The organism is Actinopolyspora mortivallis, from assembly GCF_003001495.1.
Taxonomy (GTDB): Bacteria; Actinomycetota; Actinomycetes; order Mycobacteriales; family Pseudonocardiaceae; genus Actinopolyspora; species Actinopolyspora mortivallis_A.
On sequence record NZ_PVSR01000031.1, the window covers coordinates 26971 to 49408 of the forward strand.

The following is a 22438-nucleotide window of genomic DNA, read 5'->3' on the forward strand; positions in this document are numbered from 1 at the left end:
CCCTCTCGGTGGATGCACGGCCCGATCGGGTGTCCGGGTGGTTACCCGTTCCCGAACAGCAACGTATCCGAACCGAACACGTTCAGGAACCCACTTTTGGCGGAGAGCCCCCACCCCCAGGGCTGAGGCTCGCGGAGGAGCGAGTACCTCCCGCGCGGGACACCGCCGCGGAGGGGCCGAACCGGTGGGTCCGACCACACCGACGGCGGCACACGCGCGGCACGTGGTTTCAGGTGACGACCACCAACCGACGCAGCCGCGAGCGAACGGCCCGTACATAGCTCAACGCGGTCTCGGAGGAGTAGGGAGCCTGGCGCCCGGAGAGTTCCTCCTCCGGCCACACCCCGTACTCCATGCCGTAGTGCAGGTAGAGTTCCATCTCCTGCTCCGGATCGAGATCGCCCTCCCGCAGCGGAACGCACGGGGCGGTCCGCACGGACTCCCTGTCCACGGCCACGGTCAACGTGTCCCCGTCGAACGCGGCCCCCTCCAGGGGAACGTAACTCTCGTTGGTCCCGAACAGCCCGGTCTGCACGGTGATCCACACCGGTTGTTCGGTGTCGGCGTCCACGAACATCCGCCCGACGACGCCGAGACGGTGACCTTTCGGATCGAACGCGTCACACCCGGTCAGCCGTAGTGCCTCCCGTTGTCCGATCATGATCCAACCACCTCCCGCCCACCTGCTCGCCCCGACACGAGCATCGCCTGTCAGTCTGCCCCCTCGGCCGCGCCGAGGCATCCCGCCGAAAGCGGAAGTCCCCTCTTCCGTTGTGACATCGAGACCGACGGCGGCAACCCACGGCACGTCTGACACCGTCTGGGTGGTCGGGACGAACCCGGGGTACTTCCGTGTGGAAGGCTCCGGGCGAGCACGACCGAACACCCCCGGACGAAAGCGAGAACACATGAGTGAGGACTCCGTTCCCCCCTACGCCCCGCAGATCACCGACGAGATGCGGGAACAGGCCAAGCGGACCCCGGACAGCTGGCTCTACATCGTCGACCCGGCCTACGAGGCGGCGGGCGAGAACGTCCCCCCGGAGGGGGTTGTCGGTGCCTTCCGAATCGATTCGAACGGGGAGATCGACGAGGACTTCCACCCCAACGACGAGTACGAGCCGAAGACCCCGACGATCGACCCGGTGAACGAGCTCGAACGGGTTCTCGAACGAATCTCCACGGGCAACGCCCCGGAGACGGAGCTGCCCGCGGCCGTGCTGGCCGGCGAGGTGGTGCTCTACGCCGAGCACGACGGTGACGAGGACCTCTACGAAGCCGAGCTGGACGACGGCAGCAGGCTCGTGCCCGCCTGCACCTCGGAACAACGGGTTCCCGAGGACTGGCCGAGCCACCGCAGCGTCCCCGGCGACCAGCTGCCCCGACTGCTGGGCGGCATCGACCTGGGACTCAACCTCGACGACCCGATACGCGCGGTGATCCCCTACGACATGCTGGTCGACGCGGCCACGGAGCAGTGAGCCCCGCCCGCGCGAGAACCGCCCCGTCCCCCGGGAACCCGTAGTCTCGGGCGTGTGGCAGAGGATCTACGGCGAAGCGACGGCCCGAGCCCGATAGAGCACTACGCGCTGCTCTCCGACCTCCGCACTTCCGCGCTCGTCGGCAGGGACGGCTCGATCGACTGGCTCTGTCTGCCCCGTTTCGACTCGCCCTCGTGCTTCACGCGGCTGCTGGGTGACGAGCGACACGGACACTGGCGGATCACCCCGACCTGCCCGGTGCTGCGGGTGCAGCGGCGTTACCGCGACCACTCGCTGGTGCTGGAGACCGACTTCCACACCGAGTACGGCACCGTGCGGCTGGTCGACACCATGCCCCCGCACGACGGGAGCGAGTACGACCAGCCCTGTGTGGTCCGAACCGTCGAGGGCGTCACGGGAGAGGTCGAGATCCGGGTGCGCTGGGTGGTGCGTTTCGCCTACGGCCACTCGAAGCCCTGGGTGCGCACGATCCGCGAGCGCGAACCGGTGCTGGACGAGTACCTGTTCGCGCTCGCGGGCCCGCACACCGTGGTGCTGCGTGGGGACCGGCTTCCCCGTCGCAAGGAGGACGAGCGGGCCCACGAGACCACGTTCACCGTGCGCGCCGGAGAGCGGTACTCCTGGGTGATGCAGTGGAGCCAGAACCCGGACGTCCCCCCTCCTCCCCAGGACCCGGTCCAGCAGGTGCGGGAGAGCGAGCGGTTCTGGCGGGACTGGTCGAGGCGGATCACCTACAACGGACCGCACCGGGAGGCCGTCCAGCGCTCGCTGGCCACCCTCAAGGCACTGACCTACTCCCCCACCGGCGGGATCGTCGCGGCCCCGACCGCCTCGCTGCCGGAGGCCCTCGACGGCGACCGCAACTGGGACTACCGCTACTGCTGGCTGCGCGACGCCACGCTGGTGCTGCTGGCCCTGGACAACTACGGCTGCTCCGCCGAGGCCGCCGCGTGGCGGCGCTGGCTGCTGCGCAGTGTGGCCGGGGACCCGGCGGACCTACAGATCATGTACGGGGTGGGCGGGGAACGCCATCTGCTGGAGTGGCAGCCCGACTGGCTGCCCGGCTACGAGGGCAACACCCCGGTGCGCATCGGCAACGCCGCCTACGGACAGCTACAGCTGGACGTGTTCGGCGAGGTGATGGACGCGCTGCACCTGGCCCGGGAACGCGGGGTCACCGAGACCCCGGACTCCTGGGCGTTGCAGCGGGGCATGCTCAAACACCTGGAGACGATCTGGGACCGCCCGGACAAGGGGCTGTGGGAGGTGCGCGGCCCGGAGCGGTACTTCACCCACTCACGGGTGATGATCTGGGTGGCCTTCGATCGCGCCGTGCGCGCCGTGGAGGAGGACGGCCTTCCCGGTCCCGTCGAGCGGTGGCGCGGGATCCGGGACACCGTGCGCGAGGAGGTGCTGCGGCACGGTTACGACCCGGAGCTGGGCGCGTTCACCCAGTACTACGGGGGCAAAACGCTGGACGCGGCCACCCTGCTGATTCCCGCGCTCGGCTTCCTCCCCGGCGACGACGAGCGGGTCCGCGGCACGGTGTACGCGGTGGAGCAGCAGCTCCGCCACGGTGTGCTGGTCGACCGCTACAACACCCACGAGGGGACCAGCTCGGTGGACGGGCTCACCGGACGCGAGGGGTCCTTCCTGGCCTGTTCGTTCTGGCTGGTCGACGCGCTGGCGCTGTGCGGACGCCGCCCGGAGGCCGAGCGCATGTTCGAGGAACTGGTGGGCATGGCCAACGACGTGGGGCTGCTCTCCGAGGAGTACGACGTGCACTCGGGACGGTTCACCGGCAACTTCCCCCAGGCCTTCAGCCATCTGGCCCTGGTCAACTCGGCGGCGGTGCTCTACGGCGGGCACACTCGCAACGAGGCCAGTCGACGCGACGGACGGAGGAGCAAGCGTTGAAGGCTGCGACCGTGGTTCCGGGCAGAGCGGACTCCCCCGCTGTCGAGGAGCTCGCCGACCCGACTCCGGAACCGGGGGAACTGCTGGTCGAGGGACTGCTGGCCGGGGTGTGCGGTACCGACGAGGAGGTGGTCGGCTCCGCGCACGGCTCCGCTCCCGCCGGCAGCGACCGGTTGGTGCTGTTCCACGAGTCGCTCGGTCGGGTGCTCCACGCCCCGGCGATCAGCGGCTTCCGCGAGGGGGATCACCTGGTGGGGGTGGTGCGCAGACCCGATCCGCAGCCGTGCGCGGCGTGCGCGGCGGGGCAGTGGGACTTCTGCCGCAACGACGACTACACCGAGTGCGGCATCAAGGGACGCCACGGTTTCGGCGCCCAACGCTGGACGGTGGAGCCGCGCTTCGCGGTGCCGGTGACGCGCCGGCTCGGAGACCTGGGAGTGCTCACCGAGCCCGGATCGGTGGTGGCCAAGGCGTGGGAACAGGCCGAGAACATCGGCACACGCACGTACTTCTCGCCCCGCCGTGTGCTGGTCACCGGGGCGGGACCCGTGGGGCTGCTGGCCGCGCTGATGGGGGTGCAACGGGGTCTGGAGGTGCACGTGCTCGACCGGGTGACCGAGGGGGTCAAGCCCGGGCTGGTGCGGGACCTGGGGGCCACCTACCACACCGGTCTGGACGAGTTGGGCTTCGAGCCGGAGCTGGTGTTCGAGGCGACCGGTTCGGGGGAGGTCGTGTTCGAGGTACTGCGCCGCACCGCGCGCAACGCGATCACCGTGCTGCTCGGACTGTCCGGCAGCGACCGGACCGTGCGGGTACCCGCCGGAGCCGTGAACGACGAACTCGTGATGGACAACGACGTGGTGATCGGCAGCGTGAGCGCCAACCTGCGGCACTACCGCCATGCGGTGCAGGCGCTGGAGCAGGTCGACCCGGAGTGGCTGGGCGGGTTGATCTCGCGCCGGGTTCCGCTCGACAGCTGGCCGGAGGCGCTGCGCCCCGGCGACGACGACGTGAAGGTGGTCGTGGACCTGCGGCGGTGAGCCCGGCGAACGCGCCCGGGCTCTTCCGGGCTCGCGGGAACTCCGGGACGGGCCGTGACACCTGCCGCTGCCCTCCACACGGGACCGTCGAGCGGCGGGAGAGTTCAGTCCCGGCCCCGTCGTGTATACAGTGACGGAACCATGACCCGACGTCGGTTACCCCTCAGCGCGGCCCGACGGGCCGCCCCGCTCGTGGCCCTGGCACTGCTCACCCTCACCGCCTGCGGCGGTGGGGACGACTCCGGAAACCCTCCCCCCTCCTCGGAGAGCGTCTCCGCGACCGAGGGGACGAGCCCGCCCCGGACCCCCTCGCCCTCGGTCTCCGAGACCGAGTCCCCGACCTCCTCCACCGGGGCAGAACCGTCGAGCACCCGGCTCACCCTTCCCCCCAGCAGGAAGCCGATCTCCGAAAGCGCCCCTCCGAACAGCCACTCCCTGGCCGATGTGGACCCCTGCCGGCTGCTCACCGAGGGACAGCGGACCGAGGTGGGCCTGCCGCGAGTCTCCCCCGACGGCGACGGGAAGCAGCGCGGCTGCGAGTTCTCCCCGCCCGAGGGGGACGGCCCGAGCACCAACGCCTCGCTGACCGTGCACGAGAACAGCGGACTGGACGAGTTCACCGGCATCACCGGCAGTGCCGAGGAAACCACCGTCGCCGGGCACCCGGCCCGGATCCAGTGCGAGTACGGGAACTGCCTGATCGGCATCGCGGTGACCGAGAACTCCCGGGTGGATGTCCAGTCCACGGTGCTCGGTGACGACGCGGCCACCGAGGAACTGGGGCGCCGGATCGCGCGCATGGTGATCGGCAACCTCTCCGCCGTGTGACCACGGGGCGCCGCTCTCCCCGGATTCGGGACCTGCGCCGGACCGAACGGAGGCCGGACCGCGGTCACCGTGGGTCCGTGCCTCCCCACCGGCTCAGCCGTGCGGCGAACTCCGGGTGCGGACGGTCGACGAGTACCCGCGTGCCGTCCCCCGCCGCGCGGGCCCGCACCACACGCGGAACACCGCCCAGGCTGAAGGGGACCGCGGCCAGCAGCATCGCGGCGAAACCGCCCAGCAGGGACACTCCGAACGCGGCGGCCGTCTGCCCGGTGACCACCCTGCCCAGCACACCCCCGAGCACCGCGAGCAGACCTCCCCAGAACAGCACCTGCGCCGTCCCGAACCATCGCAGGCGCATCGCGCGACACCGGCGGCACAGCGGCCACCCGCGCACTCCGACGACGGCCACCCTGCGCGCCCGCTCGCCGAACCGGCCGAACAGCCCGAGAACGTTGCCCCCGCCGAGCACGCGGCTTCCGGAAACCTCCACACGGGACTGCAACGCGAAGTCGATCCTGCGGGTGCACGGCGCGCCGTGCCGCGAGCAGACCCCGGGAAGACGCTCCGGGGTGCACGCCTCGGCGGGGAACTCCACCGTCGCCTCCGGCGTGCCGGATGCCTCGTCCACCGCCCCTCCCTCCCGCCCCGGAGCGCACCGGGACGAATCGTATTGATGGCCGACAATACCGTAGGGTAGGGTTCTGCGGAAACGAGAATCACCACAGGGGGGACGGGAGTGTCTTTCAGGGCGAACCCCGAGAGCATAGAATCCTTCGGAACGAAGCTGGGCGATCTGGCGAACGATTCCAACAAAGCGGCCTCCTATGTGGAGAAATGGTTGGAAATCAGCGGTTCCGACTCTCGGATGTACGTCACCGCCGCCTCCGCCGCGGAAAACGCCAGAAAGGCGCTGGTCGACAACTACGAGAAACTGAAGAAACTGCAGAACGAGGCCGCCACCGAAATCGACAAGGCGGCTGCCCTGTATGAGCGCCTGGACCGGGAAGAAGCCAGCAGGCTGGACCGAAGCTACGAATGAGACACGACGATGAGTAACTCACCGGCTGCCCGGCTCGTGGAGCCGACCTCGACGGATCCCATTCCCGACCTGGCGGAGAACGTCATCGGGGTCTCCCAGTACATCAGTCTCTCCTATTGGATCGGTTGGGCCGCCGAGCAGGTGTGCGGAACCAACCCCTGGTTGTGGATCGGCGAACAGATCGGTGGTGACTGGGAGAAGGTCCAGAAAGCTGGGGTGGCGCTGGAGAATCTGAGGGATTTCAACGCCGACTTCGCCGGCGAGCTGAAATCCGCTTTCGACGACGTCTCCCACGACTGGTCGGGAGTCGCCGCCGACAACGCCGAGACGTACTTCACGTCACTGGCCGAGTCGATACGGCAACAGCAGGACACCCTCGACGACCTGGCCGGCCAGTTCAAGGACATGGCCGTCGGCATGTACGAGACGGCCAACGCCATCAAGGGCTTCCTGGAGATGCTGCTCGACTTCCTGATCGCCATCGCCCTGGAGGCCGCCGCCGCGGCGGCGAGCAGCTACACCGTGATCGGCCCCATCCTCTCCGGAGCCGCCATGGTCGCCACCATCAGCAAGGCGATGGGCGTCTGGGGCCAGGCCCTCGAAGCGCACACGATCGCCTGGAACTCCGTGCAGGCCACCACCGGACTCGTGGCCGGTTACGCCTCGGCGTTGCAGGACATAGACAAGCACAGCCTTCCCGAAGGCGACTACGACCACCCCGGAGTCTGATGTGGCTGGTTCCGAGGAAGAACCCACCCTGGACGTGGCGCGCGGCGACCGGGCGCTCTCCGAGCACCTGAAGAACTCGCTGCGGCTGCTGCGCGGCAAGACGGACGACACCGAGTTCAGGACCATGGTGGACGACATCCTCGCGGGCCGCTCCAGCCTGCGCGAGGCCGTCTCCGCCCCGGCCTTCGACAGGGTGCTGAGCCCGTTCGTCTCCCAGGCCGCCGAGAAGTTCGAGAACCTCTCCGAGCAGGAGTGGCAGCAGCTGGAGGAGACCGGCGAACGGCAGTTCGCCGAGTTCCGCGAGGAACTCTCCCAGCGGGAGCGGCAGGCCCGCGCCGCTGAGACCGAGGATCCCGAGGAGGAGGACTTCAGCCAACGGAGCTGGCTGGAGTGACCGGGCACCGGTCCCCGACACGGGTGTGCCCCGCTCGCCACGGGGCGGCGGGGCACAACACCCGGATCGACGGGGACGGACTCGCCCGCCGGTTCAGACCTCCCCGGCGATGAACGCCTCCACGGCCTGGTAGGCCTCCGAGTCGGAGTACTGCTCCGGCGGGGACTTCATGAAGTAGGAGGACGCCGAGAGCACCGGCCCACCGATCCCCCGGTCCGCGGCGATCTTGGCCGCGCGGATCGCGTCGATGATGATGCCCGCCGAGTTCGGCGAGTCCCACACCTCCAGCTTGTACTCCAGGTTCACCGGAGCGTCCCCGAAGGCGCGGCCCTCCAGGCGGATGTAGGCCCACTTGCGGTCGTCCAGCCACGGCACGTAGTCCGAGGGGCCGATGTGCACGTTGCGCTCGCCCAGGTCGCGCTGGACCTGCGAGGTGACCGAGTTGGTCTTCGAGGTCTTCTTGGACTCCAGCCGACCGAGCTCCTTCATGTTCAGGAAGTCCATGTTGCCGCCGACGTTGAGCTGCATCGTGCGGTCCACGTGCACCCCGCGGTCCTCGAACAGCTTCGTCAGCACACGGTGGGTGATCGTCGCCCCCACCTGGGACTTGATGTCGTCGCCGACGATCGGCACGCCCGCCTCGGTGAACTTCCGCGCCCACTCCGGGTCGGAGGCGATGAACACCGGCAGCGCGTTGACGAAGGCGACCCCGGCCTCCAGGGCGCACCGGGCGTAGAACTTGTCCGCCTCCTCCGAACCGACGGGCAGGTAGGAGACCAGCACGTCGGCACCGGACTCGGAGAGCGCCCGCACGACGTCGACCGGCTGCTCCTCCGACTCGGAGATGGTCTCGGAGTAGAACTGCCCCAGCCCGTCCAGCGTGTGGCCGCGCTGGACCGTGACACCGAGCGGCGGGACGTCGGCGATCTTCATCGTGTTGTTCTCGCTGGCCACGATGGCTTCGGACAGGTCGCGTCCGACCTTCTTCGCGTCCACGTCGAACGCCGCGACGAACTCGAGATCACCGACGTGGTACCCGCCGAAGTCCACGTGCATCAGCCCCGGAACGCGCCCCGCAGGGTCCATCTCCGCGTAGTAATGCACGCCCTGCACCAGCGACGCGGCACAGTTGCCCGCACCAACGATCGCCACCCGGACCTTGTTCCCCGTTGCCTCGCCGTGACGATCTCCGCCCATGGTCGCCGGCCTCCTTCTCGGTCGTGTCCCGTTCGTCTCCTGTCCAAGCTCCACCCGACGGGTCCCGATCACTTCGAGTCGGCCTGCTGCGCGGCCCGCTCGTGGGCGATCAGCTCGTCGAGCCAGCGAACCTCCAGCTCGCTGTGGTCCAGCCCCAGGCGGTGCAGCTGCGCCGTGTACCGGTCGCACTGCTCGTCGGCTCTGGCCAGGATGGCGCGCTGGCCCTCCCGACGCTGTTCGAGGCGTCGGCGACGGTTCTCCAGAATCCGCATCCGGACCGGCGCGGGGGTGCGCGCGAAGAACGCCAGCCGCACGTCGAACGTCTCGTCCTGACACGCGCGCGGCCCGCAGTCCTCGACCAGCTCCACGAAACGGTCCCGTCCCGCCCCGGTCAACCGGTACACGCGTCGGGCCCGTCGCGACCACTGCTGTGCGCCCTGCTCGTCGGGCTCCTCCTCGATCAGCCCGGCACGCCGCATCCGGCGCAACGTCGGGTAGATCGTTCCGCAGGAAAACGCGCGGATCTCCTGGAGCCGCTTGCGCAGCTCGTACCCGTGCATCGGCGTCTCGTGCAGCAGACCGAGCACAGCGAACTCGAGCATCCCCACCCCTCCTGCGGATGAAGCCCCACGAGCAACACCCCGATCGGATTATATCGCCCCGATATATCGGCACGGAAACCCAGCACACCGTGCGGCCCGTCCGGGAACTCCGCGGACCGCTCCCGCCCGCGGAACGGGGTCGACGCGGACAGAGGGAGGTGTTCCACACCACTCCGTCGGAGGCTGTGCCCTGAACGGCCCATGGAGATCGAGCGCACGGCACGTACGCTGTGGGCGTGCGGACCCAACGGCAAGTGGTGGATTACGCGTTGCGGCGACGGTCGCTGCTCGCGCAGCTCCATGCTGGCCGCGTCGGGGTGATGGAGGTCTGTGACGCGGGCCCGTACCTGTTGCAGGCCGCCAGGTTCCATGGTGAGTCCAGCGACGTGGTCTGCCCGGTCTGCCGCAAGGAACGGCTGACCTACGTATCGTGGGTCTTCGGCGAGGAGCTCAAGCACGCCGACAACTCGGCGCGCAGCAACGCCGAGCTGGCCCGCATGGCCACCATGTTCGAAGAGTTCAACGTGTTCGTCGTCGAGGTTTGTCGTACATGTAACTGGAACCACCTGGTGCAGTCGTACGTCCTGGGGACCGGGGGCCGACACGGCCGTGGCCGGGGACGGAGAACTGCCGCAGAGTGAGCACGCATCCTCTCCCGGCAGCACCCCGACTGCCGGTCGACGTGAACGCATCGAACGGCGTCTGTCGACGCCTGTCCCGGAGGACGACTACTCGTGAGTGACGAGCGTGAGGACCGCCCCGAGGGCCGCCGTCCGGAACGGCCCTCCGAGGGGCGGGAGCCGGAACGCGGGCAGCATCCGGCCCGACCCCCGTATGCGCGGGACCCGAGGAACCCGAACGGGCAGGCGAACACGCCCCCCGGCGCCTCGGGCAACGATCAGCAGCGGCCTCCGGAGCAGGGCGACCCCCAGGCCCCGCCGCCACCGGCCCAGCCTCCGCAGGGCCAGCCTCCGCAGGGCCAGCCTCCGCAGGGCCAGCACCCTCGTCGACCCGGTCCTCCCACCGCCCAGGGCCCTGGCCCGCACCCCGGCCACGGCCCGGCCGACAACCAGCCGTTACCCGGGCCACCGCCCGGCGCGGGGCCACCACAGCGGCCCCCACAGCCCCCTCCGGGTGGCCAGCCCGGTCCGTCCGCGCCGCCGCCCGGCGCGCCCCGCCCCGGGCAGCCGACCGGTGAGCCCGCCTGGCCGCAGGAGGACTCCCGCCCGCGCTGGCCCGGTGAGACTCCGCAGACCGGCGGAACCGCCCCCTCGGCGGAGGACCCGGAGGCCACCGTCCGGCAGCCCGCCGTGCCGCCGCGTCCCGAACACGGCCGGGCGGGCACGGGGGGTCACGGCGCCCCGCCGCCCTCCCCGGACGAGACGCCCACCACGACGACACCCGCCGTGCCGCCGGGTGCGCAGCAGCCTCCCACCGCGCGTGTGCCCCACCGTCCCGGGCAGGCAGATCCCGGGGAGCGGCCGACCGAGCACATCGCCTCGGTCCCGCCGGGACACGGGGACGACGAGCGCACCCGCCAACACCCCGCGACCGGTGGGGGCCGGGACGTGGCCGCCGCGTTGAACGGCGAGCCCGGCCCCGACAACTCCGCGGAACGGACCAGGATCACCGGCCCCCCGGCGGCCGGCGCTGCCGGTGCTGGGGCCACCGGAGCCGCCGCGGCGGGTGCCGCCGCCTCCGCGGCGGACTCCGGGAACGCGGCCGGGAGCAACCGGGCGGACCCGCCCACCGAGGTGTCCCGGGAACCGGCGGAGGCCGAGTCCACCCGAGTGGCCGCCGCCTCACCCGATCCGGGGGAGGATCCCGGCCTGCTCACCCACCGTTCCGAGCACGGCGGGTACAACTACTACGCGCGGGAACACGAACCCGACCCCTACGAGGACGAGTTCGAGGCGGGGCACCGCTCGTCCGGCGCCCGGGACGGTGGTCCCGGCCGTGACGAGCACGACGACTTCGACCTCGACGACTTCTCCCCTCCCGAGGACCCGGATGACGAGATGAGCGCCGCCCGGAAGAAACACGGACGCAGGAAGGTCTGGCGCGGCGTCCGCCGCACCTGTTACGTGGCCGCAGCGCTGATGATCGTGGCTCCGGCCGCGGCCTTCGCCTGGTGCTACTTCACCTTCGACGTCGCCTCGCCCCAGGAGACCGCCGAGAACTACAACACCAGCCTGGTGGTCAACTACTCGAACGGGGAACTGCTGAACAAGTTCTCCCCCTCCGAGGGGGAGAGCCGGGTGCTGATCGACAGCCTCGACGAGGTCTCCCCCGACATGCTGCACGCCACCATGGCGGCCGAGGACGCGGACTTCTACAGCAACCCGGGTTTCTCGGTCAGCGGCATCGCCCGGGCGGTGTACAACCAGCTCACCGGCGGGCAGGGCGGTGGTTCGACCATCACCCAGCAGTACGTCAAGCTCAGCACCGGCAAGGACGACCACTCGCTGACCCGCAAGTTCACCGAGATCGTCCGAGCGTTCAAGCTGACCAACCAGTACGACAAGAACACGATCCTGAAGGCCTACCTCAACACCGCCTACTACGGCAGGGGCGCCTACGGGATCGTCAACGCCGCCGACGCCTACTTCGACAAGAAACCCAGCGAGCTCGATCCCGCCGAGTCGGCCGTGCTCGCCGGGATGGTGCAGCTGCCCCGGGACAACGACCCCAGGGTGAACCAGGAACGGGCCCAGCAGCGCTGGGACTACGTCACCGGGGAGATGGTCGACAACGGCTGGCTCGACCGGCAGCAGCTGGAGCGGATGAGCCTGCCCGAGACCGAGCCCCGCATGGACTGGACCGGCTCCACCACGGCCGTGCAGCTGCACATCAAGCAGCGCATCCTGGAGGAGCTGGAAGCACACGGTTACACCCAGGGCGACATGACCAGCCAGGGGTTGCAGGTGGTGAGCACCCTGGACCAGCAGGCCCAGCAGGCGGCGGTGCGGGCCGTGGAGCAGGTCATGCAGGGGCAACCGGACAAGCTGATCCCCGCGCTGTCGGCGGTCGATCCCGAGACCGGAGCGGTGCGGGCCTACTACGGCGGCGGCGCTGTCGGCAGGGACTGGGCGGACTACCCGCAGCCTCCGGGTTCCTCGTTCAAACCGTTCGTCACCCTGGCCGGGCTGGAGCAGGGCTACGGCATCGGTGAGGTCTACGACGGCTCCTCCCCGCAGACGATCCGGGGCACCGAGTACGCCAACGCCGCGGGGGTACGGTGCGACGATCCCGAGCGCTGCGGCGTGCGCGAGGCCACCAAGAAGTCGGTGAACACGGTCTTCGTGAAGATGGCCGAGGAGTTCGGGGCGGAGAACGTGGCCGAGGCCGCCCACGAGGCCGGGATCCCGCGCGAGCGCACCGTGAACGGGAAGAAGACCAAGACGCTGGTGTCCGCCAAGAGCGGCGTACCCGGTCTCGGCATCGCCCTCGGTGCCTACGGGGTGTCCACCACGAACATGGCCAACGCCTACGGCAGCCTGGCCGACGGGGAGCGGGCCGAACCGAACTTCGTGCAGAAGGTCGTCACCAGCGACGGGGAGCTGGTGGAGGAGTTCGGCAACGATCCCGAACCGGCCTTCTCCGCCAGCGAGTCCAAGAGCCGCGACCTCGCGGCCAACGTGACCGAGACCATGCGCGACGTGGCCGACTACTCGGGGCTGTCCTTGGACGGCGACCGCCCGGTGGCCTCCAAGAGCGGGACGCACCAGCTGCGCGACACCGGGCACAACGAGCGGGCCTGGTACGTGGGTTACACCCCGCAGATCTCCACGGCGGTGTCCCTGAACGCCGAGACGAAAACCGGTCCCGAGGCGCTGCTGGACAAGAACGGTTCCGACATCTACGGGGCCAACCTTCCCGGCGACATCTGGCAGAAGTTCATGAACGCCTACCTGGAGGGCAAGCCGGTGGAGAAGCTGCCCGAGCCGAGCGAGAAGATCGGGCAGTACACCGTACCGCCGCCTCCCGCGCCGGAGCCCTCGGAGGAGGAAACTCCGGAAAGCAGCGAGCCGCCCACGTCGAGCAGCGAACCGCCCACCAGCTCGCAGCCGCCCACGTCGAGCAGCGAGCCGCCGAGCTCCACCTCCGAACCCACGGAGACCACCGACTGCAGCCCGTACTGGGATCCGGACTGCGAGCCCGGTGAGGAGAACGACGAGGAACCACGCCAGCCGGGGGAGAGACCTCACGCGCAGGGCGTGCCGGCGGGCCGTGAACCGGAGTCGGGGTACTAGCCCCGCGCAGGCACCCCCACCGAAGGGCCGGTGTCCGGCGGACGTTTCCGCGACGGGCACCGGCCCTTTTCTCTGTTGTCCCCGCGGGTGGTGGTGTCGGTCGGCGCCCCCGAGGTGCTCGCCCACTCTCGGAGGAGTCCGCACGGTCCACGACACCGGTTCCGACGGGGGCGTGCCGAGGTTCCGGGAGGGAAGCGGTTGACCGGTGACAGTGAGCGCCCCCGCCCGGTGGTGGCACCGGGTGCTCGCGGGGACACGGGCACCCTGTTCGCGGCGCTGTACGGCGAGCTGGAGCCGCATCCGTGGAGGGACCCGAACTCCGACCGGGACGCGTACGTGGTTTTCCACGACAGAGCGGTCGCCATGGGATGGCTCCACGAGAGCGCAGGCGGACTGTGGAGCATGAACGACGCCGGGCACGACCACCCCCTCGCCATCTCCGAGATGCCACTGGCGGCGTGGTTCCAGGTGGGGATGGAACCGGTGACCGGTGAACGACCGATGCCGGTGCAGCCGTTCCTGTGCTGCGCCGGGGACGCGGTGGCACGGCTGGGCACCCTGGACCTGCGGTCGGTGCAGGTCCTGTTGCCGCTCCAGGGGTTGGACGTCTCCTCGCGTCCGGCCTACGCTCCGCTTCCCTCACTGCTCACAGCCGAGTGGTTCGGCGAGAGCGACCCCCGGTGCAGGACACCGGTGCGGGTCACACTGGACAGTGGCCAGGCGTACTCGCTCGTGGCGGCGGCACCGCGCCCGCGGGAACAGCTCGACCGACCGGACCAGGAGGTGTTCGTCCGCGCGTCGCGCCCCTCGGCCGAACCCGACCCGCCGGTGACACGGCCTCCCTTCGACGACGACTTCTGGAACGGGCCGCCCCGACACCGGGTTGACCCTGCACGACGGCCTCGCCGAGGGCTACCTTGCCGCGTTCGACAAAATCTGGACCCACCACCACGAACCGAAAGAAGGCACCCCCGCATGAGCACACCCGAGCTGGCCGACATCACTCGCCAGGATGCCGCCGCCGGCATCACCCAACAGGTCGCCGGCGCGCACGGTCAGCTCCAGATCCTCGCAGGACGGCTTCCGCTACGGGCGGACACCGAGTTGTTCGTCGAACACCGGCCTCGGGCTCGCACGGGTGGCCACGTTGCAGCCGGGCAGCCAAAAAGACGGACGCAGCTCGCACGTCTTGCTCGGCCAGCCGGACGGGACGAAAAACGGAGGGCACACAAACCAAGACATGATACTTATTCTTTTGTATTTTCTTCTTCCTCAGATTTCCATACTGGGTATACTCGTCACCACGGTTGTGCTGCTCTCCCGCATAAGTCGCGAGAAAATCACCACATGCCTGCTGTGCGGATTCTGGCTCTTCTTCTTTCTCGCTCTCCTGGACTACTCCTGGGGTTTGTGGAACCAGTTCGCGGGACTGGACGTGGCGGAGACGTGTCTGTTGTTCGCTCCCTATGACAGTTATCGCGGAGGTGGATTCGAGCGAATCGATTACGGAATGTTCCCACCGAGCGCCGAATGCGTGTGGACGAGCGGAAACACTTCCGACCTGGTTCCGGGCTACGTGGCGCCACTGCTCTACGTCTTCCTCAGCGGGGCACTGCTCTGCCTGCTCACAGCGGTGTGGTTCCGGAAGCGGGGCACACCGACCCCGGCTGGAGAACAGGGAGGCAACGAGGCCGCACGGTGACGAGAGCAACCACCTGTGCGGCACCTCCCCGCTCCCGAACCCGAGCGGTCCCCCACCGGATCCGGCCACGGACCGTCCCCCGCGCAGGTGGCCGTCGTGCGTGACCTCCTCGCCGACGAGAAGCACAGCCCCCGCCACGCGAGCGCGGCCGCGCTCACCGCACCGCCAGCGCCGCCGTACCATGCGGGCCGTGCCCGAGCAGGAACGACCCGAGTCAGCCACACATGATCCGTCCACGACGGAGTCCGAGGTGCGGCGTTCGCGGGCGGAGCGGGAGGCGGGCGACAGCACCGCCGAGTCCGCCCCGGTGGACGGTGTCTCGCTCGGCCCCGCCCAGCGCGTGTTCCCCACCTGGACGGAGCCGGTCGCGGCCTACCTCAGCACCCCCTTCGGCGGCAGACTCGGCAGACACGCCCAGGTGGGCCGCCAGTGGTTCTGGACACCGCTGCGGGTGATCCTGCTGCTGGCGGTGCTGACGCTGGCGGCGGGCTGGCTGTTCAAGGCCCCCTGCGCCCAGACCTACGACACCGCGCAGGGGCCGTCGATCGACTGGCGCGACCACCGGCAGTACCGGGCACTGTGCTACACCGACATCATCCCCCGCTACGGGTCCGGCGACCTCGCGCCGGAGGGAGCCTTCCCCTACAAGACGTTCTGGGTGGAGAACGCGGGCACCCCGCAGGAACAGGTCCGCTACATGGAGTACCCGGTGCTGACCGGGCTGTTCCAGTGGGTCAACGCCGAGATCACCGACGGCTGGATGGCCCTGGCCGAGCACGGCCTGCTGCCCGCCTCGGTGCCGGGAGTCGTCTACTTCGAGATCAGCGCGTTCTGGCTGTCCGCCGCCTGGCTGGCCACCGTGTGGGCACTGACCCGACTGTGTCGCTTCCGGGTCTGGGACGCGGCCCTGGCCGCCACCTCACCGCTGGTGTTCGTGCACGCCTTCACCAATTTCGACGCCCTGGCCACCGTCCTGGCCACCACCGGGCTGCTCGCCTGGGCCCGCCGCCGTCCCGGCACCGCCGGGGTGCTGCTCGGACTCGGCGCCGCCACCAAGCTCTACCCGCTGCTGCTGCTCGGCCCGATCCTGGTGCTGTGTCTGCGCACCGGACGGGTCTCGGAGGGAGCACGCTGCCTGGTCTCGGCCCTCGGTGCCTGGCTGGCGGTGAACCTGCCGATCATGGTGCTGTTCCCCCGGGGCTGGTGGGAGTTCTTCCGGCTCAACAGCACCCGCCCGGCCGATCCGGACTCGCTGTACAACGCGCTGATGTACTACACCGGCTGGGCCGGTTTCGACGGTCCGCTGTCGCACGGCGAGGTGCCCTCGGTGCTGAACGCGGTCAGTTTCGCGCTGCTGATGACCGGCTGCCTGCTGATCGCGTGGCTGGCGCTGAGCGCGCCCGTGCGGCCCAGGCTGGCCCAGCTGTGCTTCCTGGTGGTGGCGGTGTTCCTGCTGACCAACAAGGTGTGGAGCCCGCAGTACTCGCTGTGGCTGGTGCCGCTGGCCGTGCTGGCCATCCCCCGGTGGCGGCTGCTGATCACCTGGATGCTCGTCGACGCGGCCGTGTGGGCTCCCCGGATGTACTACTTCCTGGGCACGGCGAACAAGGGGCTGCCCGAAGGGTGGTTCCTCGGCGCGGTGCTGGTGCGGGACGCGATGGTGGTGCTGATCTGCGCGCTCATCGTCCGCGAGATCCTGCGTCCCGGCGAGGATCGGGTGCGGCGCACCCTGACCGCCGACCCGCACGGGGGTTTCCTGGACGGGGCGCGTGACCGGTTCGTGCTGCCCGCCCTGCTGCGACCACGCGGGTTCCGCTCGACGGCCCCGTTTCTCGTGGGCGCTCGCGAACACCTTCGTGCGCGGGAGGCCAGGTGAAACCGGTGGGGCCCGTACGGCGGCCCCACCCCGAAGCGGGACAGGACCGCCCCCGACCGGAAGCGAACCCCGGAGGTCTCAGCCGCTGCGCTCGGGAGTCCACTCCGGATCGCGCCCCAGCCAGGCCGCCAGCCGTGTGGAGGCCGGCGCGTCCTCGGAGACCGGCCGCACCGGCGCGAAGGGTGTCGCCCCACCCCTGCGTTCGGCGGGCATGATCTCCCTGGCCACCTCCAGCGTCGTGGCGGCCAGCTCCTCGTCCGGGGCCACGGTGGTGCCCAGCGCCCGCGCCAGGTCCCAGGAGTGGGTGACGGTGTCCAGCAGACACCCGAGCAGGGCCCCCCGCCCGTCCACCGCTCCCCAGGGCATGGACATGCTCCGTTCCAGCGACGCCGCCTCGGCCCAGGCCTTGTCCAGCCGTTCGGCCGCCTCACGGTAGGCGGTGGGCCACTGCCGGTCGTCCACGTGCACGGGAGCGGCTTCGGCGTCGTCCGAGTCCACCGCCCCCTCCCCCAGGTGCACATAGGACAGGGTCATGGTGAGCACGTGCTCCAGCAGCCCGCGCACGTCGAACTCGGTGCAGGGGGTGGGGGCGGCGAGCCGTTCCGGGGAGACCCGCTCCACCAGGGTCGACATCCCGTCCGTACCGCGCCGCAGCAGGGGGCGCGGGTCCTCGATACCGCTCATCGGATTCCTCCTTCGTCCGTGGTCGGCACCATGATCGTCCCGAAACCGGACAGGGAGTGTCGTGTTTCTTCGCCATTCTTGGGGAGGAGCCCGGAAACCGTGGGAGGTGCGGAACCGTGAAGGCGGACCGGATGTTGGCCGTTCTGCTGCTGTTGCGGGTGCGCGAGCGCGTGCGCATCGCCGAACTGGCCGAACGACTCGAGGTCTCGGAGCGCACCGTCCAGCGCGACGTGGAGGCCCTGTCCACGGCCGGGGTTCCGGTCTACACCGAACGCGGCCGCGGCGGAGGTGTCCGGATGCTGCCGGGCTTCCGCACCGACGTCAGCGGCCTGACCGCCGACGAGGCGCGTGCCCTGTTCGTCCCCGTCACGGGTAACGCGCACGGACAGCTGGGCCTGGGCAAAGCCCTGGACTCGGCGCTGCGCAAGGTACTCAGCGCCCTTCCCGAAATCCACCGTCCCGCCGCCGAGCACACCGGCAGCCGGGTGCTGGTGGACCCGGACCGTTGGATGAGCGAGGCCGAGGAGGTCCCGGAACTGGAGAGGCTGCGCGCGGCCGTGTTCGCCGAGCGGAAGCTGCGGATCTCCTACCGGCACAGCGGACGCCCGCACCCGCAGGAGTACACGGTGGACCCGTACGGGCTGGTCTCCAAGGCCGGGGTCTGGTATCTGGTCGCCGACCACGACGCCTCGCCGGTGCTGCTGCGGGCCGAGCGGATCCGGGCCGTGGAGGTCACCGAACATCCGGTGCGCCGCAGGGACGTCGAGCTGGGCGAGGTCTGGGAAACGCTGCGTCGCCGGGTGCAGCACCCCCCGGAACGACTCCGGGTGCGCGCCCGGATGCGGGCGGGCAGGCTGGACATGGCACGCCGGATCGTGGGCTCGCGCCTGAGCGTGCCGCGTGCGCCGTCCCCCGAGCAGGAGTGGGTGGAGGTGGAGCTGAGCTGCACCGCGCTCGGGGCGGTGCGCCAGCTCCTCCAGTTCGGCGGCGACGTGGAGGTGCTCACCCCCACCGAGGCCAGGGCCGAGATGGCCCGCGCGGCGCGCGAACTCACCACGCTGTACGAGATGGACTGACCGTGCCCCGCACCCCGGGCTCGGATCAGCCGTGCCCGAGCGGCTGCCGGGACGGGACCGTGGTCAGCACCTGGTCCACGCCGTTGTCGTGGTCGTACTGGTGGACGAAGCCGTGGCGCTCGTAGAGCCGCCGCGCCGGGCTGCCCCGCACCACCACCAGCCGGAACGGCCGGTGGTCACGGTGGGTTTCCAGCACGTGCGCCAGCACCCGGCCACCGAGTCCCCGCCCCCGCGCCCACGGGTGCAGGTAGAAGTGCTCGATCCACTGCTCCTCCGCTTCGGGACGCACCGCGATCGCCCCCGCCTCCGCGCCGTCGACCACGACGATCCGGGTGTTGGCCGGGACGAACTCGTCGAGGAAACGCCGCCGCACCCGCTCCGGGTTCCACCTGCCCAGTCGTCGCAGGTCCGCCCGCATGGCGGCGAGCTTCAACTCGGCCAACCACGCGGTGTCCTCGGCCCGGGCGGGACGAAAGGACCAGGAGTCCACCATGCCGCCGATTGTCCCCGGCCGTTTCCGTCGGAACGACCAAGGACCCGCCCGTTCAGGGGGTTCCGCGGATTCCCGGGGCGGCCCGCTCACCGGTGACCTCGTCGTGGGCACGCGACGAGCCGTTGGCGGGAGCGTCCGTCTGCCGGGGCGTCTCGGGGGCGCGGAGGAAGGCCACGAACAGCCCGACCAGCAGCGCCGCGCGCCCCCACACCCCGACGACCACGGCCTGGGCGGCCAGCGACTGGTGGATGGTGTAGGGCTGCTCGGCGTTGATCAGGTACATCCAGCGGAAGAAACCGATCCCCATAGCGGCGTCGGCCAGCAGGTAGGCCACCACCCACCCGGCCGGCACGCGCAGCAGCACGAAGAACGGCAGCAGCCAGAGCACGAACTGCGGCGAGTGCACCTTGTGGAACAGCAGGAAACCGCACAGCATCGCCGCCGACACCGCGATCCAGGGGAAGGTTCCCGTCGTCGCCCAGCGGCGCATCCCCAGCAGGCAGGCCACGGCGAAGGACAGCAGAACCAGCACCGGAGACAGCACACTCACCAGGGACTCGAACCGCTCCTGTTCCACGAGCGGACGCAGTCCCCAGTACCAGATCGAGTTGGTGCTGACGTCGACCGCGCGGTCGAGCTGGAACCGGAAGGAGGCCAGCCACCCCCGGAAGCCGGCCAGCGCGAAGGGCAGGTTGACCAGCACGGCGGTGCCGAGGGCCACGGCGAGCACCCGCAGCGCGCCGCGCACGTCGTAGCGGCGCACCCGCGCGGGCAGCAGGACCCCGTCGGGGCCGCCGGTGAGCACGTACAGGGCCAGCGGCAGCGCGAACATCCCCGGGTACAGCTTGACCGAGGCGCCGATCCCGAGCAGCACCGCCGCGATCGTCGAACTCCTCCGCAGCGTTCCCGCGCGCGGGCGGTGCAGCGCGTAGACGGCGGCCACCGAGCAGGCCGCGGCGGCGAGGTCCCAGTTGTGGAAGGAGTACAGCACCAGCGGCGGTCCCAGCGCCCAGATCAGGGCACGCCACCGGCTCAACCTGCCCAGCCACCAGGCGGTGAGCAGCCCGCAGGGGGCCAGCAGCAGGGCCGAGGCGGCGAGGAACCCGGCGTCGGTGGACACGAACAGCGTGCCGAGCCAGATCAGCACCCCGATGAGCACCGGGTACTCGACGACCCCGCCGTAGAGCCGCCCGCTGTCGGTGATGCCGCCGTCCACATAGGGCAGGACGAGCTCGTCGAGGTCACGGGTCTCCCACAGCTGCTGGAGGTCCGTGTAGCAGGCCACCCCGTAGGAGCGCTGCCACAGCTGGGACTCCGGGGAGCCGTCCTCGCCGAAGGGCAGCCCGGTGCACCGGGCCTTGTGGAGGTAGCCGAGCAGCATGACCAGCCCGGCCAGCAGGCACAGCACCGCCAGGCCCCAGGGGGGCAGGTCACGACGCGCCGGGGCGAACCGCCGTGGTGTCCTCGTGTTCTCGATACGCTCCACCCTCGTCCTCGTCGCCACGGCGGGAAGCGCGTCCCCGACGGTCGCGGCGGTGCTCGTCCGAAGCGTCCCGGATCCTGTCCGTTCCTAGCCGCGCAGGTAGGCGATGTCCTCGGCCTGACCCTCCGGCGGGGTCTCCAGGACCACGGGGGCGTTCGCCGTGGCGCACACCTCGCGCAGCACCTCGGGGTCGATGCTGCCGGATCCGATGTTGGCGTGCCGGTCCCTGCGGGAGCCGAAACCGTCGCGGGAGTTGTTCAGGTGCACCAGGTCCAGCCGCCCGGTGATCGACCGCACCCGCTCCACGATCCCGACCAGGTCCTCGCCCGCGGCGTGCGCGTGGCAGGTGTCCAGGCAGAATCCGGCCCCGAACTCGCCGACGGCGTCCCACAGCCGCGCCAGGTCGTCGAAGCCGCGCGCCATGGCGTTGGCCCCACCGGCGGTGTTCTCGATCAGCACCGGCACCTCGAAGCCGCCCTCCTGATGCTGGCGCTCGAAGAGCTTGCGCCAGTTGGCGACTCCCTCGGCCGGGTCGTCGTTCTTGGTGACGTGCCCGCCGTGCACCACCACTCCCTCGGCACCGACCTCGGCGGCGGCGGCGACCTGCTGGAGCACCGCCTTGCGGGAGGGGATGCGGATGCGGTTGTTCAGCGAGGCCACGTTGATCACGTACGGCGAGTGCACGAAGACCCGCACCCCAGAGTCCTTCAGCTCCGCCGCGCGCGGGTGCGGCTGGGGGGCCTTCCACCCCTGCGGGTCGGACAGGAAGAACTGCACCACCTCGGCGTCGAGTTCGGCCGCCGCCGCCAGCGGGTCGTCGTCACGCACATGGGCCCCGATCTGCATGGCTCCGAGTCTAGAGACCAGGATGGGCTCCGCTCGCCCGGTCGTCCCCGCCCCGAGGAGTTACCGATTGGTATCGAAACGCCCGATTCGCGTCACCGCGACGACACCCACGCGTTGACCCGGGCAACGAGTCCGTTTCCCGGATGACCGAGTGCGGGGCCACGCCCTCGCTCGGACGACACACGCGACTGTAGGGGTACGTGTATGCGCAGGAAACCCGATTCCGGGCCCGTCACCGCACCGACGAACCGTTCCCTCCGCCGGGCGCTGGGGCGCGCGGCGGCCACGTCCACGGCCGGGGCGGTACTCGCGGTGGGCGGGCTCGTCGGCGGCGGTGTGGCCGCCGCCTCCGACCCGGTGGTGATCGGGACCTGCACGGAGGACGTGAGCAGCGACTCCTTCGGGCAGCGCATCGTGGCGGCCCCGAACGCGCTCGACGCGAAGGTGAAGCAGGCGGCGCTGCTGGTGTTCCCCTTCCAGTTCGACCGCGCCGAGCGGATCAGGCAGCAGTTCCTGGAGTCGGCCCCCGTGGAGCTGGGCACCGTGACCGAGCAGGACCGGAACTTCTCCGGTTCCCGGCTGGCCGAGGCTCTGGCCCCCAGGATCGCCGCGATCCCCGAGGTCGGGGACAACGGCGACGCCATGAACTTCCACGTGGGCAACCTGGCCGGGCTGGGCTGTCTCGGCGGGGTCACCGTGCCGGGCCAGCAGAAGCCGGAGCCCTCCGAAACCCCCACCTCCACCGAGCCGCCCCCGCCCGAGCCGGAACCGTCGACG

Annotated in this window: 20 protein-coding genes and 1 pseudogene; 13 read left to right on the top strand and 8 right to left on the bottom strand. The window is 70.4% G+C overall.

Annotated elements, in window-relative coordinates:
• Window positions 1–229: 229 nt before the first annotated feature.
• Window positions 230–661: a PRC-barrel domain-containing protein gene (locus CEP50_RS15225; protein ID WP_106114620.1), complete on the bottom strand. Its 432-nt coding sequence runs from the start codon at window positions 659–661 to the stop codon at window positions 230–232.
• 247 nt (window positions 662–908) lie between these two features.
• Here CEP50_RS15225 and CEP50_RS15230 point away from each other — a divergent pair, with 247 nt between their 5' ends.
• The 4 genes from CEP50_RS15230 (at window position 909) to CEP50_RS15245 (ending at window position 5287) form a co-directional block, all read left to right on the top strand.
• The gene (locus CEP50_RS15230; protein WP_106114621.1) at window positions 909–1481 is read left to right on the top strand and encodes a type VII secretion system-associated protein; all 573 of its coding nucleotides are present in this window, start codon (window positions 909–911) and stop codon (window positions 1479–1481) included.
• 54 nt (window positions 1482–1535) lie between these two features.
• Window positions 1536–3419, top strand: coding sequence for a glycoside hydrolase family 15 protein (locus tag CEP50_RS15235; RefSeq protein ID WP_106114622.1), 1884 nt, complete (start codon window positions 1536–1538; stop codon window positions 3417–3419).
• Window positions 3416–4459: a glucose 1-dehydrogenase gene (locus CEP50_RS15240; RefSeq protein ID WP_106114623.1), complete on the top strand. Its 1044-nt coding sequence runs from the start codon at window positions 3416–3418 to the stop codon at window positions 4457–4459. The genes CEP50_RS15235 and CEP50_RS15240 overlap by 4 nt, the downstream gene beginning before the upstream one ends.
• A gap of 141 nt (window positions 4460–4600) precedes the next feature.
• The gene (locus tag CEP50_RS15245) at window positions 4601–5287 is read left to right on the top strand and encodes a DUF3558 family protein (RefSeq protein WP_106114624.1); all 687 of its coding nucleotides are present in this window, start codon (window positions 4601–4603) and stop codon (window positions 5285–5287) included.
• 64 nt (window positions 5288–5351) lie between these two features.
• On the opposite strand, the gene CEP50_RS15250 is transcribed toward CEP50_RS15245, so the two are convergent.
• Entirely contained in the window at window positions 5352–5915 is a 564-nt protein-coding gene (locus CEP50_RS15250) for a hypothetical protein (protein WP_106114625.1), read from the bottom strand.
• 108 nt (window positions 5916–6023) lie between these two features.
• Here CEP50_RS15250 and CEP50_RS15255 point away from each other — a divergent pair, with 108 nt between their 5' ends.
• From CEP50_RS15255 to CEP50_RS15265, 3 genes are read left to right on the top strand one after another with little or no spacing between them, the layout of a single operon-like run.
• Entirely contained in the window at window positions 6024–6326 is a 303-nt protein-coding gene (locus tag CEP50_RS15255) for a type VII secretion target (protein ID WP_258175286.1), read from the top strand.
• A gap of 9 nt (window positions 6327–6335) precedes the next feature.
• Window positions 6336–7055 carry a hypothetical protein gene (locus tag CEP50_RS15260; protein WP_258175288.1) on the top strand — a complete coding sequence of 240 codons (720 nt, stop codon included), beginning with the start codon at window positions 6336–6338 and terminating at the stop codon, window positions 7053–7055.
• A gap of 1 nt (window position 7056) precedes the next feature.
• Window positions 7057–7449 (top strand): hypothetical protein, encoded by a 393-nt coding sequence (locus tag CEP50_RS15265; protein WP_106114627.1) that lies wholly within the window; start codon window positions 7057–7059, stop codon window positions 7447–7449.
• A gap of 93 nt (window positions 7450–7542) precedes the next feature.
• On the opposite strand, the gene CEP50_RS15270 is transcribed toward CEP50_RS15265, so the two are convergent.
• The gene (locus CEP50_RS15270; protein WP_106114628.1) at window positions 7543–8646 is read right to left on the bottom strand and encodes an inositol-3-phosphate synthase; all 1104 of its coding nucleotides are present in this window, start codon (window positions 8644–8646) and stop codon (window positions 7543–7545) included.
• 68 nt (window positions 8647–8714) lie between these two features.
• Complete coding sequence (locus tag CEP50_RS15275) at window positions 8715–9248, bottom strand: PadR family transcriptional regulator (protein WP_019856377.1); 534 nt, start codon at window positions 9246–9248, stop codon at window positions 8715–8717.
• 230 nt (window positions 9249–9478) lie between these two features.
• On the opposite strand from CEP50_RS15275, the gene CEP50_RS15280 reads away from it, so the two are divergent.
• The 4 genes from CEP50_RS15280 (at window position 9479) to CEP50_RS15300 (ending at window position 17079) form a co-directional block, all read left to right on the top strand.
• On the top strand, window positions 9479–9889 hold the full coding sequence (locus CEP50_RS15280) for a DUF5318 family protein (RefSeq protein ID WP_106114629.1): 411 nt from the start codon (window positions 9479–9481) through the stop codon (window positions 9887–9889).
• A gap of 93 nt (window positions 9890–9982) precedes the next feature.
• Window positions 9983–13501 carry a transglycosylase domain-containing protein gene (locus tag CEP50_RS15290; RefSeq protein ID WP_258175291.1) on the top strand — a complete coding sequence of 1173 codons (3519 nt, stop codon included), beginning with the start codon at window positions 9983–9985 and terminating at the stop codon, window positions 13499–13501.
• Window positions 13502–14639: 1138 nt separating this feature from the next.
• Window positions 14640–15203 (top strand): hypothetical protein, encoded by a 564-nt coding sequence (locus CEP50_RS15295; protein WP_146134815.1) that lies wholly within the window; start codon window positions 14640–14642, stop codon window positions 15201–15203.
• A 181-nt stretch (window positions 15204–15384) separates the two neighbouring features.
• Complete coding sequence (locus CEP50_RS15300; protein WP_106114632.1) at window positions 15385–17079, top strand: glycosyltransferase family 87 protein; 1695 nt, start codon at window positions 15385–15387, stop codon at window positions 17077–17079.
• Between the two features lie 78 nt (window positions 17080–17157).
• Here the strand turns inward: CEP50_RS15300 and CEP50_RS15305 are convergent, their stop codons facing one another.
• Complete coding sequence (locus tag CEP50_RS15305; protein WP_106114633.1) at window positions 17158–17763, bottom strand: TIGR03086 family metal-binding protein; 606 nt, start codon at window positions 17761–17763, stop codon at window positions 17158–17160.
• Window positions 17764–17879: 116 nt separating this feature from the next.
• On the opposite strand from CEP50_RS15305, the gene CEP50_RS15310 reads away from it, so the two are divergent.
• A complete protein-coding gene (locus CEP50_RS15310) occupies window positions 17880–18839 on the top strand; it encodes a helix-turn-helix transcriptional regulator (RefSeq protein WP_106114634.1) in 960 nt (319 codons plus the stop codon).
• Between the two features lie 25 nt (window positions 18840–18864).
• On the opposite strand, the gene CEP50_RS15315 is transcribed toward CEP50_RS15310, so the two are convergent.
• The 3 genes from CEP50_RS15315 to CEP50_RS15325 all read right to left on the bottom strand — a co-directional run bounded on the left by CEP50_RS15315 (window position 18865) and on the right by CEP50_RS15325 (window position 21661).
• The gene (locus tag CEP50_RS15315) at window positions 18865–19332 is read right to left on the bottom strand and encodes a GNAT family N-acetyltransferase (RefSeq protein WP_106114635.1); all 468 of its coding nucleotides are present in this window, start codon (window positions 19330–19332) and stop codon (window positions 18865–18867) included.
• A 52-nt stretch (window positions 19333–19384) separates the two neighbouring features.
• Complete coding sequence (locus CEP50_RS15320) at window positions 19385–20818, bottom strand: hypothetical protein (RefSeq protein WP_106114636.1); 1434 nt, start codon at window positions 20816–20818, stop codon at window positions 19385–19387.
• Window positions 20819–20902: 84 nt separating this feature from the next.
• Window positions 20903–21661 (bottom strand): deoxyribonuclease IV, encoded by a 759-nt coding sequence (locus tag CEP50_RS15325; protein WP_106114637.1) that lies wholly within the window; start codon window positions 21659–21661, stop codon window positions 20903–20905.
• Between the two features lie 204 nt (window positions 21662–21865).
• Here CEP50_RS15325 and CEP50_RS15330 point away from each other — a divergent pair.
• Window positions 21866–22438: pseudogene (locus CEP50_RS15330) on the top strand (hypothetical protein); the annotation flags it as partial.

Coding starts and splice junctions, on each gene's coding strand:
- CEP50_RS15300 (WP_106114632.1), top strand. CDS start 15,385: ATGCGGGCCGTGCCCGAGCAGGAACGACCCGAGTCAGCCACACATGAT.
- CEP50_RS15245 (WP_106114624.1), top strand. CDS start 4,601: ATGACCCGACGTCGGTTACCCCTCAGCGCGGCCCGACGGGCCGCCCCG.
- CEP50_RS15325 (WP_106114637.1), bottom strand. CDS start 21,661: ATGCAGATCGGGGCCCATGTGCGTGACGACGACCCGCTGGCGGCGGCG.
- CEP50_RS15225 (WP_106114620.1), bottom strand. CDS start 661: ATGATCGGACAACGGGAGGCACTACGGCTGACCGGGTGTGACGCGTTC.
- CEP50_RS15270 (WP_106114628.1), bottom strand. CDS start 8,646: ATGGGCGGAGATCGTCACGGCGAGGCAACGGGGAACAAGGTCCGGGTG.
- CEP50_RS15305 (WP_106114633.1), bottom strand. CDS start 17,763: ATGAGCGGTATCGAGGACCCGCGCCCCCTGCTGCGGCGCGGTACGGAC.
- CEP50_RS15230 (WP_106114621.1), top strand. CDS start 909: ATGAGTGAGGACTCCGTTCCCCCCTACGCCCCGCAGATCACCGACGAG.
- CEP50_RS15315 (WP_106114635.1), bottom strand. CDS start 19,332: ATGGTGGACTCCTGGTCCTTTCGTCCCGCCCGGGCCGAGGACACCGCG.
- CEP50_RS15275 (WP_019856377.1), bottom strand. CDS start 9,248: ATGCTCGAGTTCGCTGTGCTCGGTCTGCTGCACGAGACGCCGATGCAC.
- CEP50_RS15260 (WP_258175288.1), top strand. CDS start 6,336: ATGAGTAACTCACCGGCTGCCCGGCTCGTGGAGCCGACCTCGACGGAT.